Annotated in this window: 14 protein-coding genes; 8 read left to right on the top strand and 6 right to left on the bottom strand. The window is 57.6% G+C overall.

Annotation, left to right across the window (positions count from 1 at the left end; all coding sequences use genetic code 11):
- Positions 1-89: 89 nt before the first annotated feature.
- From FNL37_RS13350 to FNL37_RS13335, 4 genes are all read right to left on the bottom strand, one after another.
- The gene (locus FNL37_RS13350) at positions 90-2,189 is read right to left on the bottom strand and encodes a TonB-dependent receptor (protein ID WP_170291291.1); all 2,100 of its coding nucleotides are present in this window, start codon (positions 2,187-2,189) and stop codon (positions 90-92) included.
- 272 nt (positions 2,190-2,461) lie between these two features.
- The gene (locus FNL37_RS13345) at positions 2,462-2,992 is read right to left on the bottom strand and encodes a thioredoxin domain-containing protein (RefSeq protein WP_159356461.1); all 531 of its coding nucleotides are present in this window, start codon (positions 2,990-2,992) and stop codon (positions 2,462-2,464) included.
- Positions 2,989-4,251: a sialidase family protein gene (locus FNL37_RS13340; protein ID WP_159356460.1), complete on the bottom strand. Its 1,263-nt coding sequence runs from the start codon at positions 4,249-4,251 to the stop codon at positions 2,989-2,991. The genes FNL37_RS13345 and FNL37_RS13340 overlap by 4 nt, the downstream gene beginning before the upstream one ends.
- 12 nt (positions 4,252-4,263) lie before the next feature.
- Complete coding sequence (locus tag FNL37_RS13335) at positions 4,264-6,567, bottom strand: TonB-dependent receptor (protein WP_244948301.1); 2,304 nt, start codon at positions 6,565-6,567, stop codon at positions 4,264-4,266.
- Between the two features lie 116 nt (positions 6,568-6,683).
- Here FNL37_RS13335 and FNL37_RS13330 point away from each other — a divergent pair, with 116 nt between their 5' ends.
- From FNL37_RS13330 to FNL37_RS13305, 7 genes are all read left to right on the top strand, one after another.
- Entirely contained in the window at positions 6,684-8,066 is a 1,383-nt protein-coding gene (locus FNL37_RS13330) for an ATP-binding protein (protein ID WP_159356459.1), read from the top strand.
- On the top strand, positions 8,059-8,604 hold the full coding sequence (locus FNL37_RS13325; RefSeq protein WP_041361972.1) for a response regulator transcription factor: 546 nt from the start codon (positions 8,059-8,061) through the stop codon (positions 8,602-8,604). The genes FNL37_RS13330 and FNL37_RS13325 overlap by 8 nt, the downstream gene beginning before the upstream one ends.
- A 127-nt stretch (positions 8,605-8,731) precedes the next feature.
- Positions 8,732-8,935 (top strand): cytochrome oxidase putative small subunit CydP, encoded by a 204-nt coding sequence (gene cydP, locus FNL37_RS14165; RefSeq protein ID WP_015829423.1) that lies wholly within the window; start codon positions 8,732-8,734, stop codon positions 8,933-8,935.
- A gap of 10 nt (positions 8,936-8,945) precedes the next feature.
- Entirely contained in the window at positions 8,946-10,514 is a 1,569-nt protein-coding gene (locus tag FNL37_RS13320) for a cytochrome ubiquinol oxidase subunit I (protein WP_159356458.1), read from the top strand.
- A 9-nt stretch (positions 10,515-10,523) separates the two neighbouring features.
- Complete coding sequence (cydB, locus tag FNL37_RS13315) at positions 10,524-11,672, top strand: cytochrome d ubiquinol oxidase subunit II (protein WP_159356457.1); 1,149 nt, start codon at positions 10,524-10,526, stop codon at positions 11,670-11,672.
- Positions 11,673-11,684: 12 nt separating this feature from the next.
- Positions 11,685-11,795 carry a cytochrome bd-I oxidase subunit CydX gene (cydX, locus tag FNL37_RS13310; RefSeq protein WP_015829420.1) on the top strand — a complete coding sequence of 37 codons (111 nt, stop codon included), beginning with the start codon at positions 11,685-11,687 and terminating at the stop codon, positions 11,793-11,795.
- Positions 11,796-12,027: 232 nt separating this feature from the next.
- Positions 12,028-13,494 (top strand): catalase, encoded by a 1,467-nt coding sequence (locus tag FNL37_RS13305; RefSeq protein WP_159356456.1) that lies wholly within the window; start codon positions 12,028-12,030, stop codon positions 13,492-13,494.
- 89 nt (positions 13,495-13,583) lie between these two features.
- On the opposite strand, the gene FNL37_RS13300 is transcribed toward FNL37_RS13305, so the two are convergent.
- A complete protein-coding gene (locus FNL37_RS13300; protein ID WP_244948300.1) occupies positions 13,584-14,159 on the bottom strand; it encodes a hypothetical protein in 576 nt (191 codons plus the stop codon).
- Between the two features lie 83 nt (positions 14,160-14,242).
- The gene (locus FNL37_RS13295; RefSeq protein WP_159356454.1) at positions 14,243-14,581 is read right to left on the bottom strand and encodes a hypothetical protein; all 339 of its coding nucleotides are present in this window, start codon (positions 14,579-14,581) and stop codon (positions 14,243-14,245) included.
- 129 nt (positions 14,582-14,710) lie between these two features.
- Here FNL37_RS13295 and FNL37_RS13290 point away from each other — a divergent pair, with 129 nt between their 5' ends.
- Complete coding sequence (locus FNL37_RS13290; RefSeq protein ID WP_159356453.1) at positions 14,711-15,769, top strand: NAD(P)-dependent alcohol dehydrogenase; 1,059 nt, start codon at positions 14,711-14,713, stop codon at positions 15,767-15,769.
- Positions 15,770-15,843 lie beyond the last annotated feature (74 nt).

Raw genomic sequence — 15,843 nt, 5'->3', positions numbered from 1 at the left:
TCAAGGCGAATCTGCAAGTGTAAAAAACGGCGGCGAGTGTCACTCACTCGCCTCCGTTTTTTGTTGGCCAGATGCTGGCCTGACTTTCGTTAAAAATCCACGCTCAAGCCCACATTCACCGAGCGCCCCATGCCAGCCACAGGGCCAATTGCCCCCTGCCCGCCATTGGCATTCCAGTTGGCATAATCGGCCCCGCCCAAGGGCAGGTAGTAGAACTTGTCGAACAGATTGGTGACGCCGAGATCCAGCCGCGCCTTTTTCCATTGATAGCCAGTGCGCAGGTTCACCAGGGTGTAGCCTGCCGTTTTGGACTCAAAGCGTACGCTATCGACTGCGGTTTTGCTGTCCACCAGTTGCAGGTCCACGGCATTGCTCCAGGCGCCGATGCGCTGCTCCAGCGAGGCTTTGAACTGCAACGGCATGATGTTATAGAGATCGTCGCCATTGCTGACGCGCTCGCCACGCGTCCAGCCCAGCGAGCCGCTGATACGGCCTTGGCCAAAGCGTGCGTTATCCCACAGGCTGCGCTTGAAGGCCGCTTCCACCCCGTAAAACTGGGCATCCTGATTCTGGAATTGCAGTAGTGCACGCGGCACGCCGCTGGCCAGGTTGAAGGTGCCGATGCGATTCACCCCAATATAATCCTGCACGTAGGTGTAATACGGCGTGAGCTTCACTTGCCATTGGGCCTGGGCAGCATCGTGCAGATTAAGCGTAGCACTAATGGTATTGGCCGTTTCCGGCTTGAGGTCGGGGTCTCCCACATAGCCATTGGCATCGCCAAACCAGCCTATCATGGTCATGGCCATGGTGCCGCGGCCCCAGGAATAGCGTTCATACAGACTGGGCGCGCGGTTTTTGCGGGCATAGCCGAAATCGACACTGGCGGTGTTGCTGGCGATATAGGTCGCCATGGCAGTGACGTCGATGTTCTGATCGGTACGCGAGCGATTGCTTGCATTGAAAACCTGGGCTGCCGCATTGTCGGTGGCGTTCATCATGCCGCCGTAGGATTGCACCTCGCCGGTGCTGGTATGGACCACATCCTCGCGCAGGCCCAGCAGCGAGCTCCACTGATTGCTCCAGCTGGAGGCCACCTCGGCATACACGGCCACGCGATCGCGACGACCATTGTTGATATTCACATAGGTCTGCGGGCCCATCATCATGCTGCCAGGCACAGCAGGCCAGAAGTCATCCAGCTTCTGGCGGTGGGCTTCGTTGCCAATGCGCAGGGTATGAATGGCATCCAGCGGCACCGTGGCCTTGATGCTATAGCCCATGTCCTCGCCTTTGGTTTTCATGGGCATGGTGCCGGTCTTCTCGTTCGAGAAAAAGCCCATCTCGTGATTCACATTCTGCCAGTAGATGCGGGTATCCAGATCGCCCCAGGCAAACGTGCGGCTATAGCCGATATTGATGGCGTCAGACTGGTTATTGATCAGGTCCATGTATTGATTCACATAGCCCTGGAACGGCACATCCTGATGGGTGAGCTTGACGGTCAGCAGCTGGTCTTCGCCGCGGGCCGCAACGTTGACCGTTTGCGTGCGGCGGTCAAACTGGGTGGAGCGTACCTTGTTGCCGCGGCCATCTTCGTAACTGCCCGCACGGTCTATGGTGCCGGTAAAGCCCAGGCTCAGGCTGTCATTGGCAACAGAGGCGCTGAGGGCGGTGCTGAAGGCATTGTTATTGCTGCGATAGAGGCTGGAGAAACGGCCCTGGGTCACCAGCGTCTCGCCATTCCCGGCGAACACCGGAGCGGGCGACGTCAGCAGGATAGTCCCTGCGATGCTGTCACCACCCTGGCTGACGGGGGTGATACCCGCTAGCACGCTGGCATTCGCCACGGTGGCCGGGGCAACATACGACAAGGGAGAGTTCATGTGATTGCCACAGGCAGCAGTCACCTCGGCGCCATCCACCAGAATTTTGATGCGGTCATCATTGAGTCCGCGTATCACCGGCAAGGCCGACACTCCACCCGACTGGTAAAACTGCAGGCTGCCTTCAGCTGCCAGCACTTCGACCATATCTGCACTATTGAGCGGGCGCGCCCGCACAGGCTCGCTGTCTTTTTTGGCATCGACTACCACCTCGGGCAGTTTCACTGTCGCTTCTTCGGCGTACAGGCTGTTGCAGTTCATCACGCTGATGGCGACAGCCACCGCGTATGGCAGATGTTTCATGCGGATTGCTTGTTTCATAGGCTCCCTGTCTTTCTCATATCGCATGCCTGCAGGCGCAGGCTCATGTTGCGCAGGCTCATGTTGCGCAGGCATTCTAGCGAAGCAGGGGAAATTGAAAATGCGACATGATGTCGCACGCGCAGACGGGACGGGCCTGTCAGAAACGCCAGTGATTCAGATGGGAGACAATTCAGATGGGAGACAAAGCGGAAATCAGGAAACTCGGGATAAGAAGTGCGCCACGCATGAATATCCGCGTAGCCATGAGTCCGCTAGGGCAGGCTGCGGCCCCAGTTGTCCAGCCAGTCTTTGGCTGGCCGCCCACTGATGGCTTGCACCTGATGCCGGGCATCGTAAAAATAGGTGCGCGGCAGCTCGCCATACCAGGCGGGGTCCAGTTGGTAGCGCAGGCGATCGGCATCGTTCCCGGCAAACTGCCAGCGGGCATGGGCTGGCAAGGCCAGCCCATCGATGAATGTTGCGGCTTCCGTCGCCTGACCGATATCGGTATTGACCGTAACCAGGGTGACGTGCGGATGCTGCCTGACCCAGGCGCCCAGCGTGCGCAAGTCCTCGGCACAATAGGCACAATCGAGTGACCACAAGGCCAGAATAAAGGGTTTGCGGGCGTATTGCTGCTCAAGCGCCCGGCGGCTCTCCCCTTGCCAGGGCTGAAAGTCGGCGGCCATGGCCCAGCGGCTGCCGACCACGGATACCACCATCAGCAAGCCGATCAGGGCAATCTCCCGCGCCATGCCACGCGCAGCACGGCCACAGATGGCAGCCAGGTCACGCACGCTCACGGCGCCGTCTCCAGCGCCTTCAAGAGCAGGCCATCGCGTGCGGTATTCCAGGCCAGATAGACCTGGGTGCCGCGCATGAGCAGCATGGGGTAATCGGCACTGCCGGCGGTGCTGAGCATGGGCTCGGCCTGGCCCCAGCTGCGGCCTCCATCGTCCGAGCGCATCAGGTAAAGGCGGCTACCATCGGCCTCCATCTCGCGCCAGGCCAGCCATACCGCATCACCGCGGCTGATCAGCGCCGGATGCCCAGCCTGCTTGCTGCCATCGCCTATGCGTTTGGCGGGAGAAGACACCCAGGCTTCGCCGTCCATGCGGGCGTAAAACAGGCCGGGCATTTTTTCGCGGTTATGCGTACCACCGTCAAACCAGGCCATGTGCCAGCCCCAGTCGCCGCCTTGCGCCAGCGCCGGGCCATGGTGTGGGCAGGCGTCTATCTGCCAGTTGCCAAAGCTGGCGCGTTTGATGGCATCCGCAGCGACGGGCTTGGTATTGAATCTGGCGATGGCATGGTCGCGCACGCCACCCTCGAACACATGGCGCCATAGCGCCACGGCGTCGCCCGAACCGTCATCCGGGGTCACCAGCGCAATGCGGCAACATTCGCAACTGCTGTCAGCCAGCTTGCGCTCGGCAGCAAAACTGGCGCCGCCATCGTCCGATACCGCGTAATAGATCGCGGCGCCCGCATAGGGCTGACCTGCGGCCTGCGCCGCCAGCAGATCACGCTTGTCCACCCATCCGACGTAGAGCCGATCCTGGGCCTGCCCCGGCACACGGCTGACGGCCAGCGCATCAAAGCGGTGAGTAATCTCGGCGCGGTCCTGATGCACGATAAACGGTGGCTCAAAGTGCTTGCCGTCATCCACCGAGCGGGCAAACCAGATATAGCCGGTATAGGGTTTTTGCAGGGCTTGCGTCCAGGTGACATAGAGCTGGCCTGCGCTACCGATGGCGAGCTTGGGTTTGGCATCGCCATCCACGCCGATTTTTTGCGCGTCAGGATTCACCACGCGCGGCGTATCAAAATGCTGGCCCTTATCGGGCGAGCTATCCACCAGCACATGACCGTCTTTTACCGAGGCGCGCCATAAGGTCCCTTGCGCATCGAAGACCAGGGATATGGCGAGGGGCGCTGCCGCAGCGCCGTGATCGTGCCCTTCGTGGGCAAGGGCAAGACTAGCCGCCAGCAGTGCTGGCAAACCCAGCAAAAACAATACCATCGCCCGGCAGATTGCCGGTAAAACCATCAGCATGCGCATGCAAATCCGTTATCAGTAATCAAACTTGAGTTGGGCAAAGGCCGTGCGTTGCGGGTAGGGATGAAACACATAGGCCTTGTCGTTGTTGAGATTATCGACGCCCAGCGCCGCTGTCCAGCGGTCAGCAAATTTATAGGCCATGCGCACATCCACAAAAAAGAAATGACTGGCGCCGCCATAGGTATCGGGGTTGCTGTCGCTGTTATCCAGGTAGGTGTATTGGCGACCGCTGTAGCGCAATGCCAGGCTATAGGTCAGCGCCTGCCCCTGATGATAGGTCGCCACTGCCTTGGCGACGGCATTGGGGATGCGCGGCGGGCGATTGCCTTCGGTATCAGGGTTGGCGCTATTGCGCAGAATTTCCGCTTCGGTCATGGTCAGGCTGCCACCCAGGTCCAGCCCATGTACAAAGACATCCTGCCATTGCGTGGCCAGTTCAATGCCACGGGTACGCACCAGGTCCACATTCTGGATAAAGCTGCAAGTAGCGCTGCCACAGGCACTAACCCCGTTAGTAACGGTTTGCGAGATCAAGGCATCGTGCTTGTTTTCCTGAAACAGCGTGGCACGCAGATAGCCCTTGGCAAAGCGCCGCTCGGCAGAAAGCTCCGCTGAAAGCACCCGCTCCGGCTGCAAGTCAGGATTGCCCTGCACCAGATTGCTGCCACTGGTAATGCTCTGGAACAGCTCGCTCACGGTAGGAAAGCGATAGGCACGCCCCAGGGCGGCGTTGAAACTCCAGGCAGGCGCAGGCTCAAAGCTCAGGGCCAGCTTGGGCGAAAAAGCATGCTCCTGCTTGTCTGCGTAAGCGCTGGTTTGCAGGCTGCCGCCCACGGTCGCCTGATTCTGCCCATTCCATGCCCGCCAGTCCTCATAGCGGCCGCCGGCTGTCAGTTTCCAGCGGGGGGCAAAGCGCCAGGCATCCTGCACATACAGCCCCTGGGTCATGGTATCGCCACGCGAAGCACTATTGCGTGTAGTGGTAGTGGCGCTGCTCCAGTCGCTGGCGTTATCCGTCACGCTGCGCAGGGCATAGTGATCAATGTGATAGCCCACATCCACCTGATGTGCACCGCGACTCAGGGTGCCCTGGGCGTCGGCCGCGGTCCAGCCGGTCCCTTGCATGTCCTGCACCGTGCCCACACTGCTCAGGGTGGGGTTGTTGGCGGTTGAGGTACGGCTTTCATCGCGGTTGTAGCGGTAATCGGAAAGGCCGAGCTGCCATTGCCAGCTGCCATCCGCTTTGGATTGCAACTGCAAGGCCTGCATCAGATGCACGCTGTTGGCGGCGGTGGGGTTGAGGCCACGCACACTGTAGGTATTGCCGCCGATACTGACATTGCCGTTGTAAAACGCGGCGCCGCTGGCGGTGCGCAAATAACTGTCCACCCGGGTATCGGAATCCAGCTGCCACAAGCCCACGGTATAGCGCGCCTGCAAACTGGGGCTGATGTCATACGCCAGCTTGAGCTTGAGGTTGTCCTGCACCGAGTGGTCTATGCCATAGGCGCCAAACACCAGGCGGGAGACGCCCTTTTCACTGACATCGCGATAGGCGCCAGTCACCGCAGTACCGGCACCAGCCGTGGTGGCCGTTGCCACGGCAAACTGCATGGGCTGGCCCCAGGTATCCAGATGATCCACCCCCAGCCAGAAAGAAAGGTCGTTGATGCGGTTACCGACAGAAGCGCTGGCATGCTTGCCCTCGTTGTTTTGCTTGGTACCATAAAGATCGAAGCGCTGCGTGAACCATTGCATGTTGGCATGCGCTTCAAACTTCTGCGGCATGCGCGTCTGGATATTCACCACGCCGCCCATGGAGTTGCCCGCATACAGCGAGGAATACGGCCCATACATGACATCCACCTGCTGGATTTCCTCCGGCGACACCATGCCCCAGCGCGGCGGATAGGCAAAGGAGTTGCCGAGCAGGTTGGACAGCAGGATGCCATCGGCATACAGCAGCGTTTGCGCACTGGATAAGGTACCCGCCGTGCGGCTGGCGATAATGCCATTGCGGTCGCCAATATAGCGCTCGCGCACCTGCAGGCTGGGCAGGTATTTGATGGTTTCAGCGGCCGTGGCGGCGTTAGTGGTCTCGGCAATCTGTTGCGCGGTGACGCTTTCGATGACCGCGGGCACGCGCTGGTTGCTTTCAGTGGCACTGCGCGTGGCCGTCACTTCCAGCGGATCCAGCACCACGGTTTCGTTATGGTCGGCATGCGCAGGCCCTGCCCCAGTGACAAGGGCGCCGCAGACAAGTGAGTGAATGATGCAGGCAGTTGTTTTCATGTCCGAAATTGTAGGGTTTGCCACACGGCGCCACCATGCGACATGTTGTCGCACCCATCGTCCTCTGGCCCACATACAGCAAGCCCGCTGTGGCAATTTGCCGCAGCGATGCGCCGCCAACTTGGGTTAGAATCCCCGGCATGTTCGCGTCCACGTCATCCTCGCTTGCCACCCGTACCAATCTGCGCCGCCTGCTCAGGCTGCGACTGGTCATGACCGTGGTGCTGGGCGCCGCCGCCGCCATTGCCATGCTGTATTACGATGTGGCGCTGCCCATGCATACCGTGGTGGGCGCCATGCTGCTGATGCTGATGCTGAATGGCATGACCTGGTGGCGTTTGCGTCACCCCATGCCGGTATCCGACATTGAATTGCTGATGCAGCTGCTACTGGATATGGGCGTGCTCAGTGTGCTGTTCTACAAGGCAGGCGGCTATACCAATCCCTTTGTCTGGATGTATCTGCTGCCGCTGATTGTCGCGGCTGTCGCCCTGCCCTCGCGCTTTGTCTGGCTGGTCGCCTCTCTGGCCATCGCCTGCTACAGCGGCCTCATGTTCTGGTATCAGCCGCTACCTTCGACCACGCCGGCCATGATGCCAGGCATGGACATGTCGCAGATGGATATGGACATGCACATGATGCACATGCACGCCAGCCAGAGCGGATTCAGCGTGCATCTGGTCGGCATGTGGGCAGGCTTTGTGGTGTCTGCCAGCGTCATTGCCATTTTTGTGGAGCGCATGGCACGCAGTCTGCGCGAGTATGATCGCTTGATGGCAGAAGCCCGCGAACAGGCACTTGAAAGTGAGCGCATGCTCGCGCTCGGCGCCCTGGCAGCCGGGGCTGCACACGAGCTGGGCACACCACTTGCCACCATGGCGGTGGTCACCGAAGAGCTACGGCAAACCCATACCGATAATGCCGAACTGACAGAATCACTTGATCTGTTGCGTAAGGAAATCACGCGCTGCAAGGGCATTTTGTCCTCGCTCTCTGGCTCGGCGGGCGAGTTGCGTGCCGAGGCAGGGCTGAGTCGTCCGCTGGATGCGTTTTTGCAGGAGACCTTCAGCCGCTGGCAGGATATGCGCCCGGCCATTCCGCTAGCGCTGGATCAGCAAGGCAGCAACCCTGCACCACAGATTGTGGCCGACCGGGCCTTGAGCCAGGCCATCTGCAACCTGCTGGATAATGCGGGCGATGCCTCGCCGGATGGCATCAGCGTGCATGCGCGCTGGCGAGTCGACTGGCTGGAGCTGCAGATTGTTGATAATGGCCCCGGCCTCAACAGCGTGGCACAGGCAAGGCTGGGGGAGCCGGGATTCACCACCAAGGCGGCCGTGCATCTGGAATCCAGCATGCACACCTCCGCAGACAGGGAAAGCGTGGGCGGCCTGGGGCTGGGCGTGTTCCTGGCTAAATCCGTGATTGAGCGCCTGGGGGGCAGCCTGCAATTCAGCAATCGCGAGCAGGGCGGCACGCTCACCAGCGTCAGCCTGCCATTACGGAGATTGTCACATGAGTGAGATGGACGAACTCCCCAGCCTGCTGCTGGTAGACGATGACGAAACTTTTACCCACGTGCTGGCCCGCGCCATGACCAGGCGCGGCTTTGCCGTCAGTGTGGCGCATGATGCGGTGCAGGCCATGAGCATGGCGACCGCCAATCCCCCCGAATATGCCGTGCTTGACCTGAAAATGCCCGGGGATTCCGGACTGACGCTTATCCGCCAGCTGAAAGCCCTGGATGAAGAAACCCGCATAGTGGTCTTGACCGGCTATGCCAGCATTGCCACGGCGGTTGAGGCGGTCAAACTGGGGGCGACCTACTACCTTGCCAAGCCGGCCGATGCCGATGAAATCCTGCAGGCGCTGGAGCGTAAAGAAGCGGATGACACCATTCCGCTCGCCGCCAACCCCTTATCGGTAGACCGCATGGAGTGGGAGCACATACAGCGCGTGCTGAAAGAGCATGACGGCAATATCTCAGCCACGGCGCGCAGCCTTAACATGCACAGGCGCACCCTGCAGCGCAAATTGAACAAACACCCCACGCGCCAGTAATTCGCACAAAAACTATCAAACATAAGGTATTGATATATTTATTTTATATCGCCCAAATCAGAGCCAAATTAATAACCATATTTAAATAAGGCCTATTATAATAAGCCCAGCCAAACTACTATGCCGAATGATGAATAATCGCTGGATATCGCATCTGACATCGCTCAAGGCGCATCGCCGATATAGTCGTCTGGCCATCGAAATTACGGTGATCCTGCTCGCAAAAGTAGTACTGCTTTACCTGCTCTGGTGGGCGTGCTTTTCACACCCCATCGCCAAGCAGGACAGGCAGGCAGCGGTCACCCGCATAATAATGAGCACCTCAAAATAGGAGTCATGTCATGCTACCCTCGGCAGAAGTCGTCGACCTCTCGCGGCTGCAGTTCGGCGCCACCGCACTCTACCATTTCCTGTTTGTCCCCCTGACGCTCGGGCTTTCCTGGATGCTGGTGATCATGGAATCCGTATACGTGATGACTGGCAAGCAGGTTTACCGGGACATGACCAAGTTCTGGGGCAAGCTGTTCGGCATCAACTTTGCCATGGGAGTCACCACCGGTATCACCATGGAATTCCAGTTTGGTACCAACTGGGCGTATTACTCGCATTACGTCGGCGATATTTTCGGCGCGCCGCTCGCCATTGAAGGCCTGATGGCTTTCTTCCTCGAATCCACCTTTGTCGGCCTGTTTTTCTTCGGCTGGGATCGCCTGAGCAAGAAGCAGCATCTGGTCGTGACATTCCTGGTGGCCCTTGGCTCCAATCTTTCCGCGCTGTGGATCCTGATTGCCAATGGCTGGATGCAGAACCCGGTGGGGGCTGAATTCAACTTTGAAACCATGCGCATGGAGATGACGAATTTCGCGCATCTGCTGTTCAACCCCGTAGCCCAGGTCAAGTTTGTGCACACCGTGGCAGCGGGGTACACCACCGCCGCCATGTTTGTGCTCGGCATTTCGTCGTGGTATCTGCTGAAAAAGCGCGATACCGCATTTGCCCTGCGCTCGATTGCGGTCGCTTCCGGCTTTGGACTTGCCTCCATCCTGTCGGTGATTATTCTGGGCGATGAATCCGGCTATGCCACCGGCGAAGTGCAAAAGGTAAAACTGGCCGCGGTGGAAGCCGAATGGCATACCGAACCGCCACCGGCCTCCTTCACCCTGTTTGGCCTGCCCAACCAGAAAGAAGAACGCACCGATTACGCGGTCAAGATTCCCTACGTGATGGGCATCATCGCCACCCGCTCGCTGGATGAGCCGGTAACAGGCCTGGTGGATATCAAGCGCGAAAACGAAGACCGTATCCGCAACGGCATGGTGGCATACGCGGCCTTGCAGAAACTGAAAAGTGGCGATACCAGCGCCGAAGCCGTTGCCGCTTTTAACGCCGTGCGCGATGATCTGGGCCATGGCCTGCTGCTGAAGAAATACACACCGAATGTGGTCGATGCGACAGATGAGCAAGTGAAGCTGGCGGCCGCCGATACCATTCCGAATGTATTTGCGCTGTTCTGGAGTTTCCGCATCATGGTCGGTCTGGGCGTGCTAATGCTGTTCATGCTGGGGGCTGCATTTTATTACTCGGCCAAACGCACCATTGCCAGCAAGACCTGGCTGCTGCGCCTGGCCGTGGTCGCGATCCCCGTGCCATGGATTGCCGCCGAAATGGGCTGGGTGGTGGCGGAAATGGGCCGTCAGCCATGGACGATTTCCGGCATTCTGCCCACGCATCTGTCAACGTCATCGCTCAACACCGGCGAACTTTATTTCAGCATTGCCGGCTTTCTCGGTTTCTATACCCTGCTGTTGCTGATCGAACTGTTCCTGATGTTCAAGTACGCGCGTCTCGGGCCGTCCAGCCTGCATACCGGTCGCTATCACTTTGAAGTTTCTTCGCGTGCTGCTGCTTAAGGAAAAATCATGAGCGAAATCATCGACTATCAAACCCTCAAGCTGGTCTGGTGGCTGTTTGTGGGCGTATTGCTGATTGGCTTTGCCATCATGGATGGCTTTGACATGGGCGTGACCACCTTGCTGCCCTTTCTGGGCAAAACCGACGACGAGCGTCGTGTCATCATCAACTCGGTGGGCCCGGTATGGGAAGGTAACCAGACCTGGCTGATCACCGCAGGTGGCGCCATTTTTGCGGCGTGGCCGCTGGTGTATGCCGCAGCCTTCTCCGGTCTGTATGTGGCTTTGCTGCTGGTATTGTTTGCCCTGTTTTTCCGCCCGGTAGGCTTTGATTACCGCAGCAAGATGGAAAGCCCCGCATGGCGCAATGGCTGGGATTGGGCCTTGTTCGTCGGCGGCTTTGTGCCATCGCTGGTGTTTGGCGTGGCTTTTGGCAATCTGCTGCTGGGCCTGCCGTTTCATTACGACGACACGCTGCGTTCGTTTTACACCGGCAGCTTCTGGGCATTGCTTAATCCGTTTGCCCTGCTCTGCGGGCTGGTCAGCCTGACCATGCTGCTGATGCACGGTGCGATATACCTGCAACTGCGTACCGAAGGTGTAGTGCAAAAACGCGCAGCGCGCGCAGCCCGTATCAGCGGCATCACATGCGCGATTCTGTTTGCGCTGGCTGGCCTGTGGCTGGCGGCCGGGATTGAGGGTTACAGACTGCTGCAGATTCCAGACGTAAATAGCGCCATCAACCCACTGCACAAAACGGTAGAAAAAGTGGCCGGGGCCTGGCTCAGCAATTACAGCACCTATCCCTGGATGACGCTGGCACCCACCGTCGGCTTCGCTGGCATTGCGCTGGCCCTGCTGAGTGCGGCCAAAAAATGGGAGCGCTGCGCTTTTGTCTTCAGCAGCCTGGCGCTGGCGGGGATTATCCTCACGGCCGGTTTCTCCATGTTTCCGTTCATCATGCCCTCCAGCACCGATCCGGTAAGCAGCCTGACCTTGTGGGATGCAGTCTCCAGCAAGAAGACACTGGGCATCATGTTTGTGGTGACCCTGATCTTCCTGCCGCTGATCCTGATCTATACCTCCTGGGTATTCCGCGTGCTGCGCGGCAAGATCACGGTACAGCATATCCGCGACAACTCGCATACTGCCTATTAAAGGAGCACGCACATGTGGTATTTCACCTGGATACTGGGCGTCGGACTGGCGCTGGCATTTGGCATCATCAATGTCATGTGGCTCGAATCGGAGCTACCATTTGAAGAGCAGGACACTGAATAGCTAATCAGGCCTGCCGTTTCAATTCATCACTGGTTTCATCTCCGCTGTGGGCGGTTTCTCTAGGAGAAACCGCCTTATTTTTTTATAGTCAGCCAGGTAGGATTTATTTGATCAGTTTTACTTATTGATTACATCAAAACAATCAACTTCAGATATCAATAAAGTTTCATTACTATGGCACCCATACCAAGGCGCCACTGCCAGGTTATCAACCCAGATAAGGAGAAATGTAATGAGCAAAGACATCTTGACCACCTCGGCCGGGGCTCCGGTACCCGATGACAACAACAGCATCAGTGTCGGTGCACGTGGCCCACTGACCTTTGACAATCACTACCTTTTCGAAAAGCTGGCACACTTCAACCGTGAGCGCATCCCCGAGCGCGTAGTGCATGCCCGCGGCACCGGTGCTTACGGTACTTTCACCTTGAGCAAGAGCCTCAAGGATTACACCATCGCCAGCTTCTTGCAGGATGTGGGGCAAAAGACCGAAGTATTCTTGCGCTTCTCTACCGTAGGTGGCGGCCAGGATTCCAGTGACTATGCGCGTGATCCCCGCGGCTTTGCCGTGAAGTTCTACACACCGCAAGGCAACCTGGATATTGTGGGCAACAATACGCCCGTGTTCTTTTTGAATGACCCGATCAAGTTTCCGGACTTCATCCACAGCCAGAAAAAAGACCCGCGCACCAATTTGCCCAACCCGGCCAATGCCTTTGAATTCTGGGCCAATCACCCGCAATCCTTGCATCAGATGACCATCCTGATGTCGGACCGTGGCATCCCGGCTTCGTATCGCCACGTGCACGGCTTCAGCTCGCACACGCTGAGCTTCTGGAACAAGGATGGTCAGCGCTACTGGATCAAATGGCACTTCAAGACCAATCAGGGCATCAAAACCCTGACCAATGAAGAAGCCGCCAAGATGCCAGCGTTTGGTGCCCAGAAGGATCTGGTGGATGCGATTGATCGCGGTGATTTCCCCAGCTGGACGGTGAAGTTGCAAATCATGTCGGAAGCCGAAGCAAAGGGTTATCACATCAACCCGTTCGACTTGACCAAGGTCTGGCCGCACAAGGATTTCCCCTTGATCGAGATTGGTCAGCTGGAGTTGAACCGCAATGTGCGCAACTACTTTGCCGAAACCGAGCAAGCTGCCTTCGCACCCAGCAATCTGGTGCCTGGTGTAGGTGCCTCGCCGGACAAAATGTTGCAGGCCCGCTTGCTGGCTTATCAGGATGCGCATCGCTACCGCGTGGGTGTTAACGCCAACCAGTTGCCCGTCAATGCTCCGCGTTGCCCGGTTAACCACTACCAGCGCGATGGCGCCATGGCAGGCATGGGTTGCCCGGCACATGGTCATGAAAATGCCTTCCTCGGCTCGCCGAATTTCTACCCGAATGATCGGGCAGCCGAAGGTGCGCCAGTACCCGCAGCGGAATTTGCACCACCGCCGATGCCGGTATTGGAGCAAGCATGGATTGGCTACCACGACCAGAGCCAGGAAGACTATTACACGCAGGCCGGTGAACTCTTCCGCTTGATGAACGACGATCAGCAGCAACAGTTGTTCAACAACATTGCCGGTGGTTTGTCGCAAGCCAATGCAGATATTCAGGCGCGTGTACTTGCGCAGTTTGAAAAAGCCGACCCGGCTTATGCGGCTGGCGTGAAAAAGGCGATTGCCGCTATTTCGTAATTTTCCGCCATGAAAAAGCCCCGCATTCAGAAAGGATGCGGGGCTTTTTTACTTTCGCTGCTCCCCCATACGGTGGGGCATACATACACTCAGGGCAGATAACGCGTCTTGCAGGTCTTTTTGCTCTCATCGCAGAGAACGGCAGACTTCATGGACTCACGATAGAGCTTGGCGTGAGCGGCATCAATCGCCCATAGCGAGCTCTGCTTCTCGGCTTCGGATTGAGGACGCCAGCTGTACTGCACTTTGTAAATGAAATTCTTGCTTTCGTAAAAAGCGACAAAAGCGCCTTCCCCCAGCGGGGCATTTTCGGACGGTTTGCCACAATATCCGCCGCCGAGTGCAGAATAAAGCCCGTTGGCCGTCGTGGTCCGCATGGTGATCTCCTCATATCCCGTACATGAGCCAGACAAGCGCTTGACCATGCCTATCAATGCCACGTCCGCCACCTTGAGTTTGGCATCGCGAATTTCCTTCATGGTCTGCGCAGAGGGATAGGGTTTTCTGATAATGGAAAGATGCCCGGTTTTCCAGGTTTCGACATCTTCTCCTGGCGGCGCGTATTCCACGAAATACTCGCCTTTGGGGTCGCCCTCCATCCAGACGATTTTCCAGCCAGCTGGCGGCGTCACATCGAGACGCTCACCCTTTACATTGAATGGCATTCCCACCACAGTTTCCGCGAACGCAGGCAGCGCGGACTGAAGACTAATGCACGCGGCTGCCATCAAAATGCAGATTATCCTGATCATTGCGCACATGTCCCTTCGATGTTGTTGATAAGCCCGGTTTGCGGGTTGATGTGGATTTGCAGACTGTTTTTCACCAGCCGTATATCCTCTTTGTCCTGCCAGCCAAACACCACGTTGTCTTTGCTGAGACTGACAAAGTAAGGGTCTCCCAGCAGCTTTACCACGTCTGCCTGCCTCATGCCTACATGCACTTTTTTAGCATCCGTACAATTGATATGGGGTTCAATGCCGCACGCAGTTTGCAAAAACAGCAGGCCGATGTAAAAACAGAAGCGTGGCATGGATTTCAAAGCAGACGTCCAGCACTCGCACATGTCATCCAAGATTGTTTCCATTTCCGGAATTCTGATTTCAAGACTGCATCATTTATTGGAACATCAGACTATTGCATACTGTCCCACATGAAGTTGTGCCGTTCGGCACAGTCTGTTCTGTTTTCTAATAATTCTGCGGAGGTTATCCCCATGGCAAAAGCAATTGGTTATGCCGCTTACGATCCCAAGAAGCCGTTGGCCCCTTTTAATTTCGAACGTCGCGAGGTAGGTGCCAATGATGTCGAAATCGAGATCCTGTTTTGCGGCGTTTGCCACTCGGATTTGCACCAGGTACGCGATGAATGGGGTAACTCAACTTTCCCCATGGTGCCGGGGCATGAGATTGTTGGCCGCGTGACCAAGGTCGGCAGCGCCGTCACCAAGTTCAAGGCAGGGGATCTGGCCGGTGTGGGCTGTCTGGTGGACTCGTGCCGCAGCTGCCCGGATTGTGAAGACAGCCTGGAGCAATACTGTAACCACGCGGTGTTTACCTACAACTCGCCGGACAAGCAAATGCCCGGGCAATCCACCTATGGCGGTTACTCCAACCTGATCGTGGTGGAGCAGCGTTTTGTGCTCAAGGTATCGGAAAAACTGGACCTGGCAGCAGTCGCGCCTTTGCTGTGTGCTGGCATTACTACGTATTCCCCCATGCGCAACTGGAAGGTCGGCCCGGGTCAAAAGGTCGGTGTGGTCGGCCTCGGCGGCTTGGGTCACATGGCCGTGAAGTTTGCGCATGCCTTCGGCGCTCACACTGTGCTGTTCACTACCTCAGCCAGCAAGGTGGAAGATGCCAAGCGCCTGGGTGCGGATGAAGTCGTGATCTCCAAAAACCCGGAAGAGATGGCCAAGCACGCACAGAGTTTTGATTTCATTCTGAACACCGTGGCCGCACCGCATGATCTGGATCAATACACGGCGCTGCTGAAGCGTGATGGCACGCATTGCCTGGTTGGCGTGCCGGATAGCCCTCACCCCACACCGAATGTCGGCAACCTGATCTTCAAGCGTCGCTCGCTGGCAGGCTCCCTGATTGGCGGTTTGCGCGAAACCCAGGAGATGCTGGATTTCTGCGCCGAGCACAATATCACCTCGGACATTGAGTTGATCAAAATCCAGGACATCGAGAATGCGTTTGCACGCATGTTGAAGAGTGACGTGAAATACCGCTTTGTGATTGATCTTGCCAGCCTGAAACAGGCCGCCTGATAAAAAAGCGATGCATTGCCCGCCCCCGCCGCCATGCGCCGGGGGCTTTTTATTATCTGCCCGACATTCAGGTA

Origin of the sequence: Methylovorus glucosotrophus, assembly GCF_009858335.1 — a bacterium.
GTDB lineage: Bacteria > Pseudomonadota > Gammaproteobacteria > Burkholderiales > Methylophilaceae > Methylovorus > Methylovorus glucosotrophus.
The sequence above is the reverse complement of the archived record's forward strand: the minus strand, read 5'-3'. Positions and strand labels throughout refer to the sequence as shown.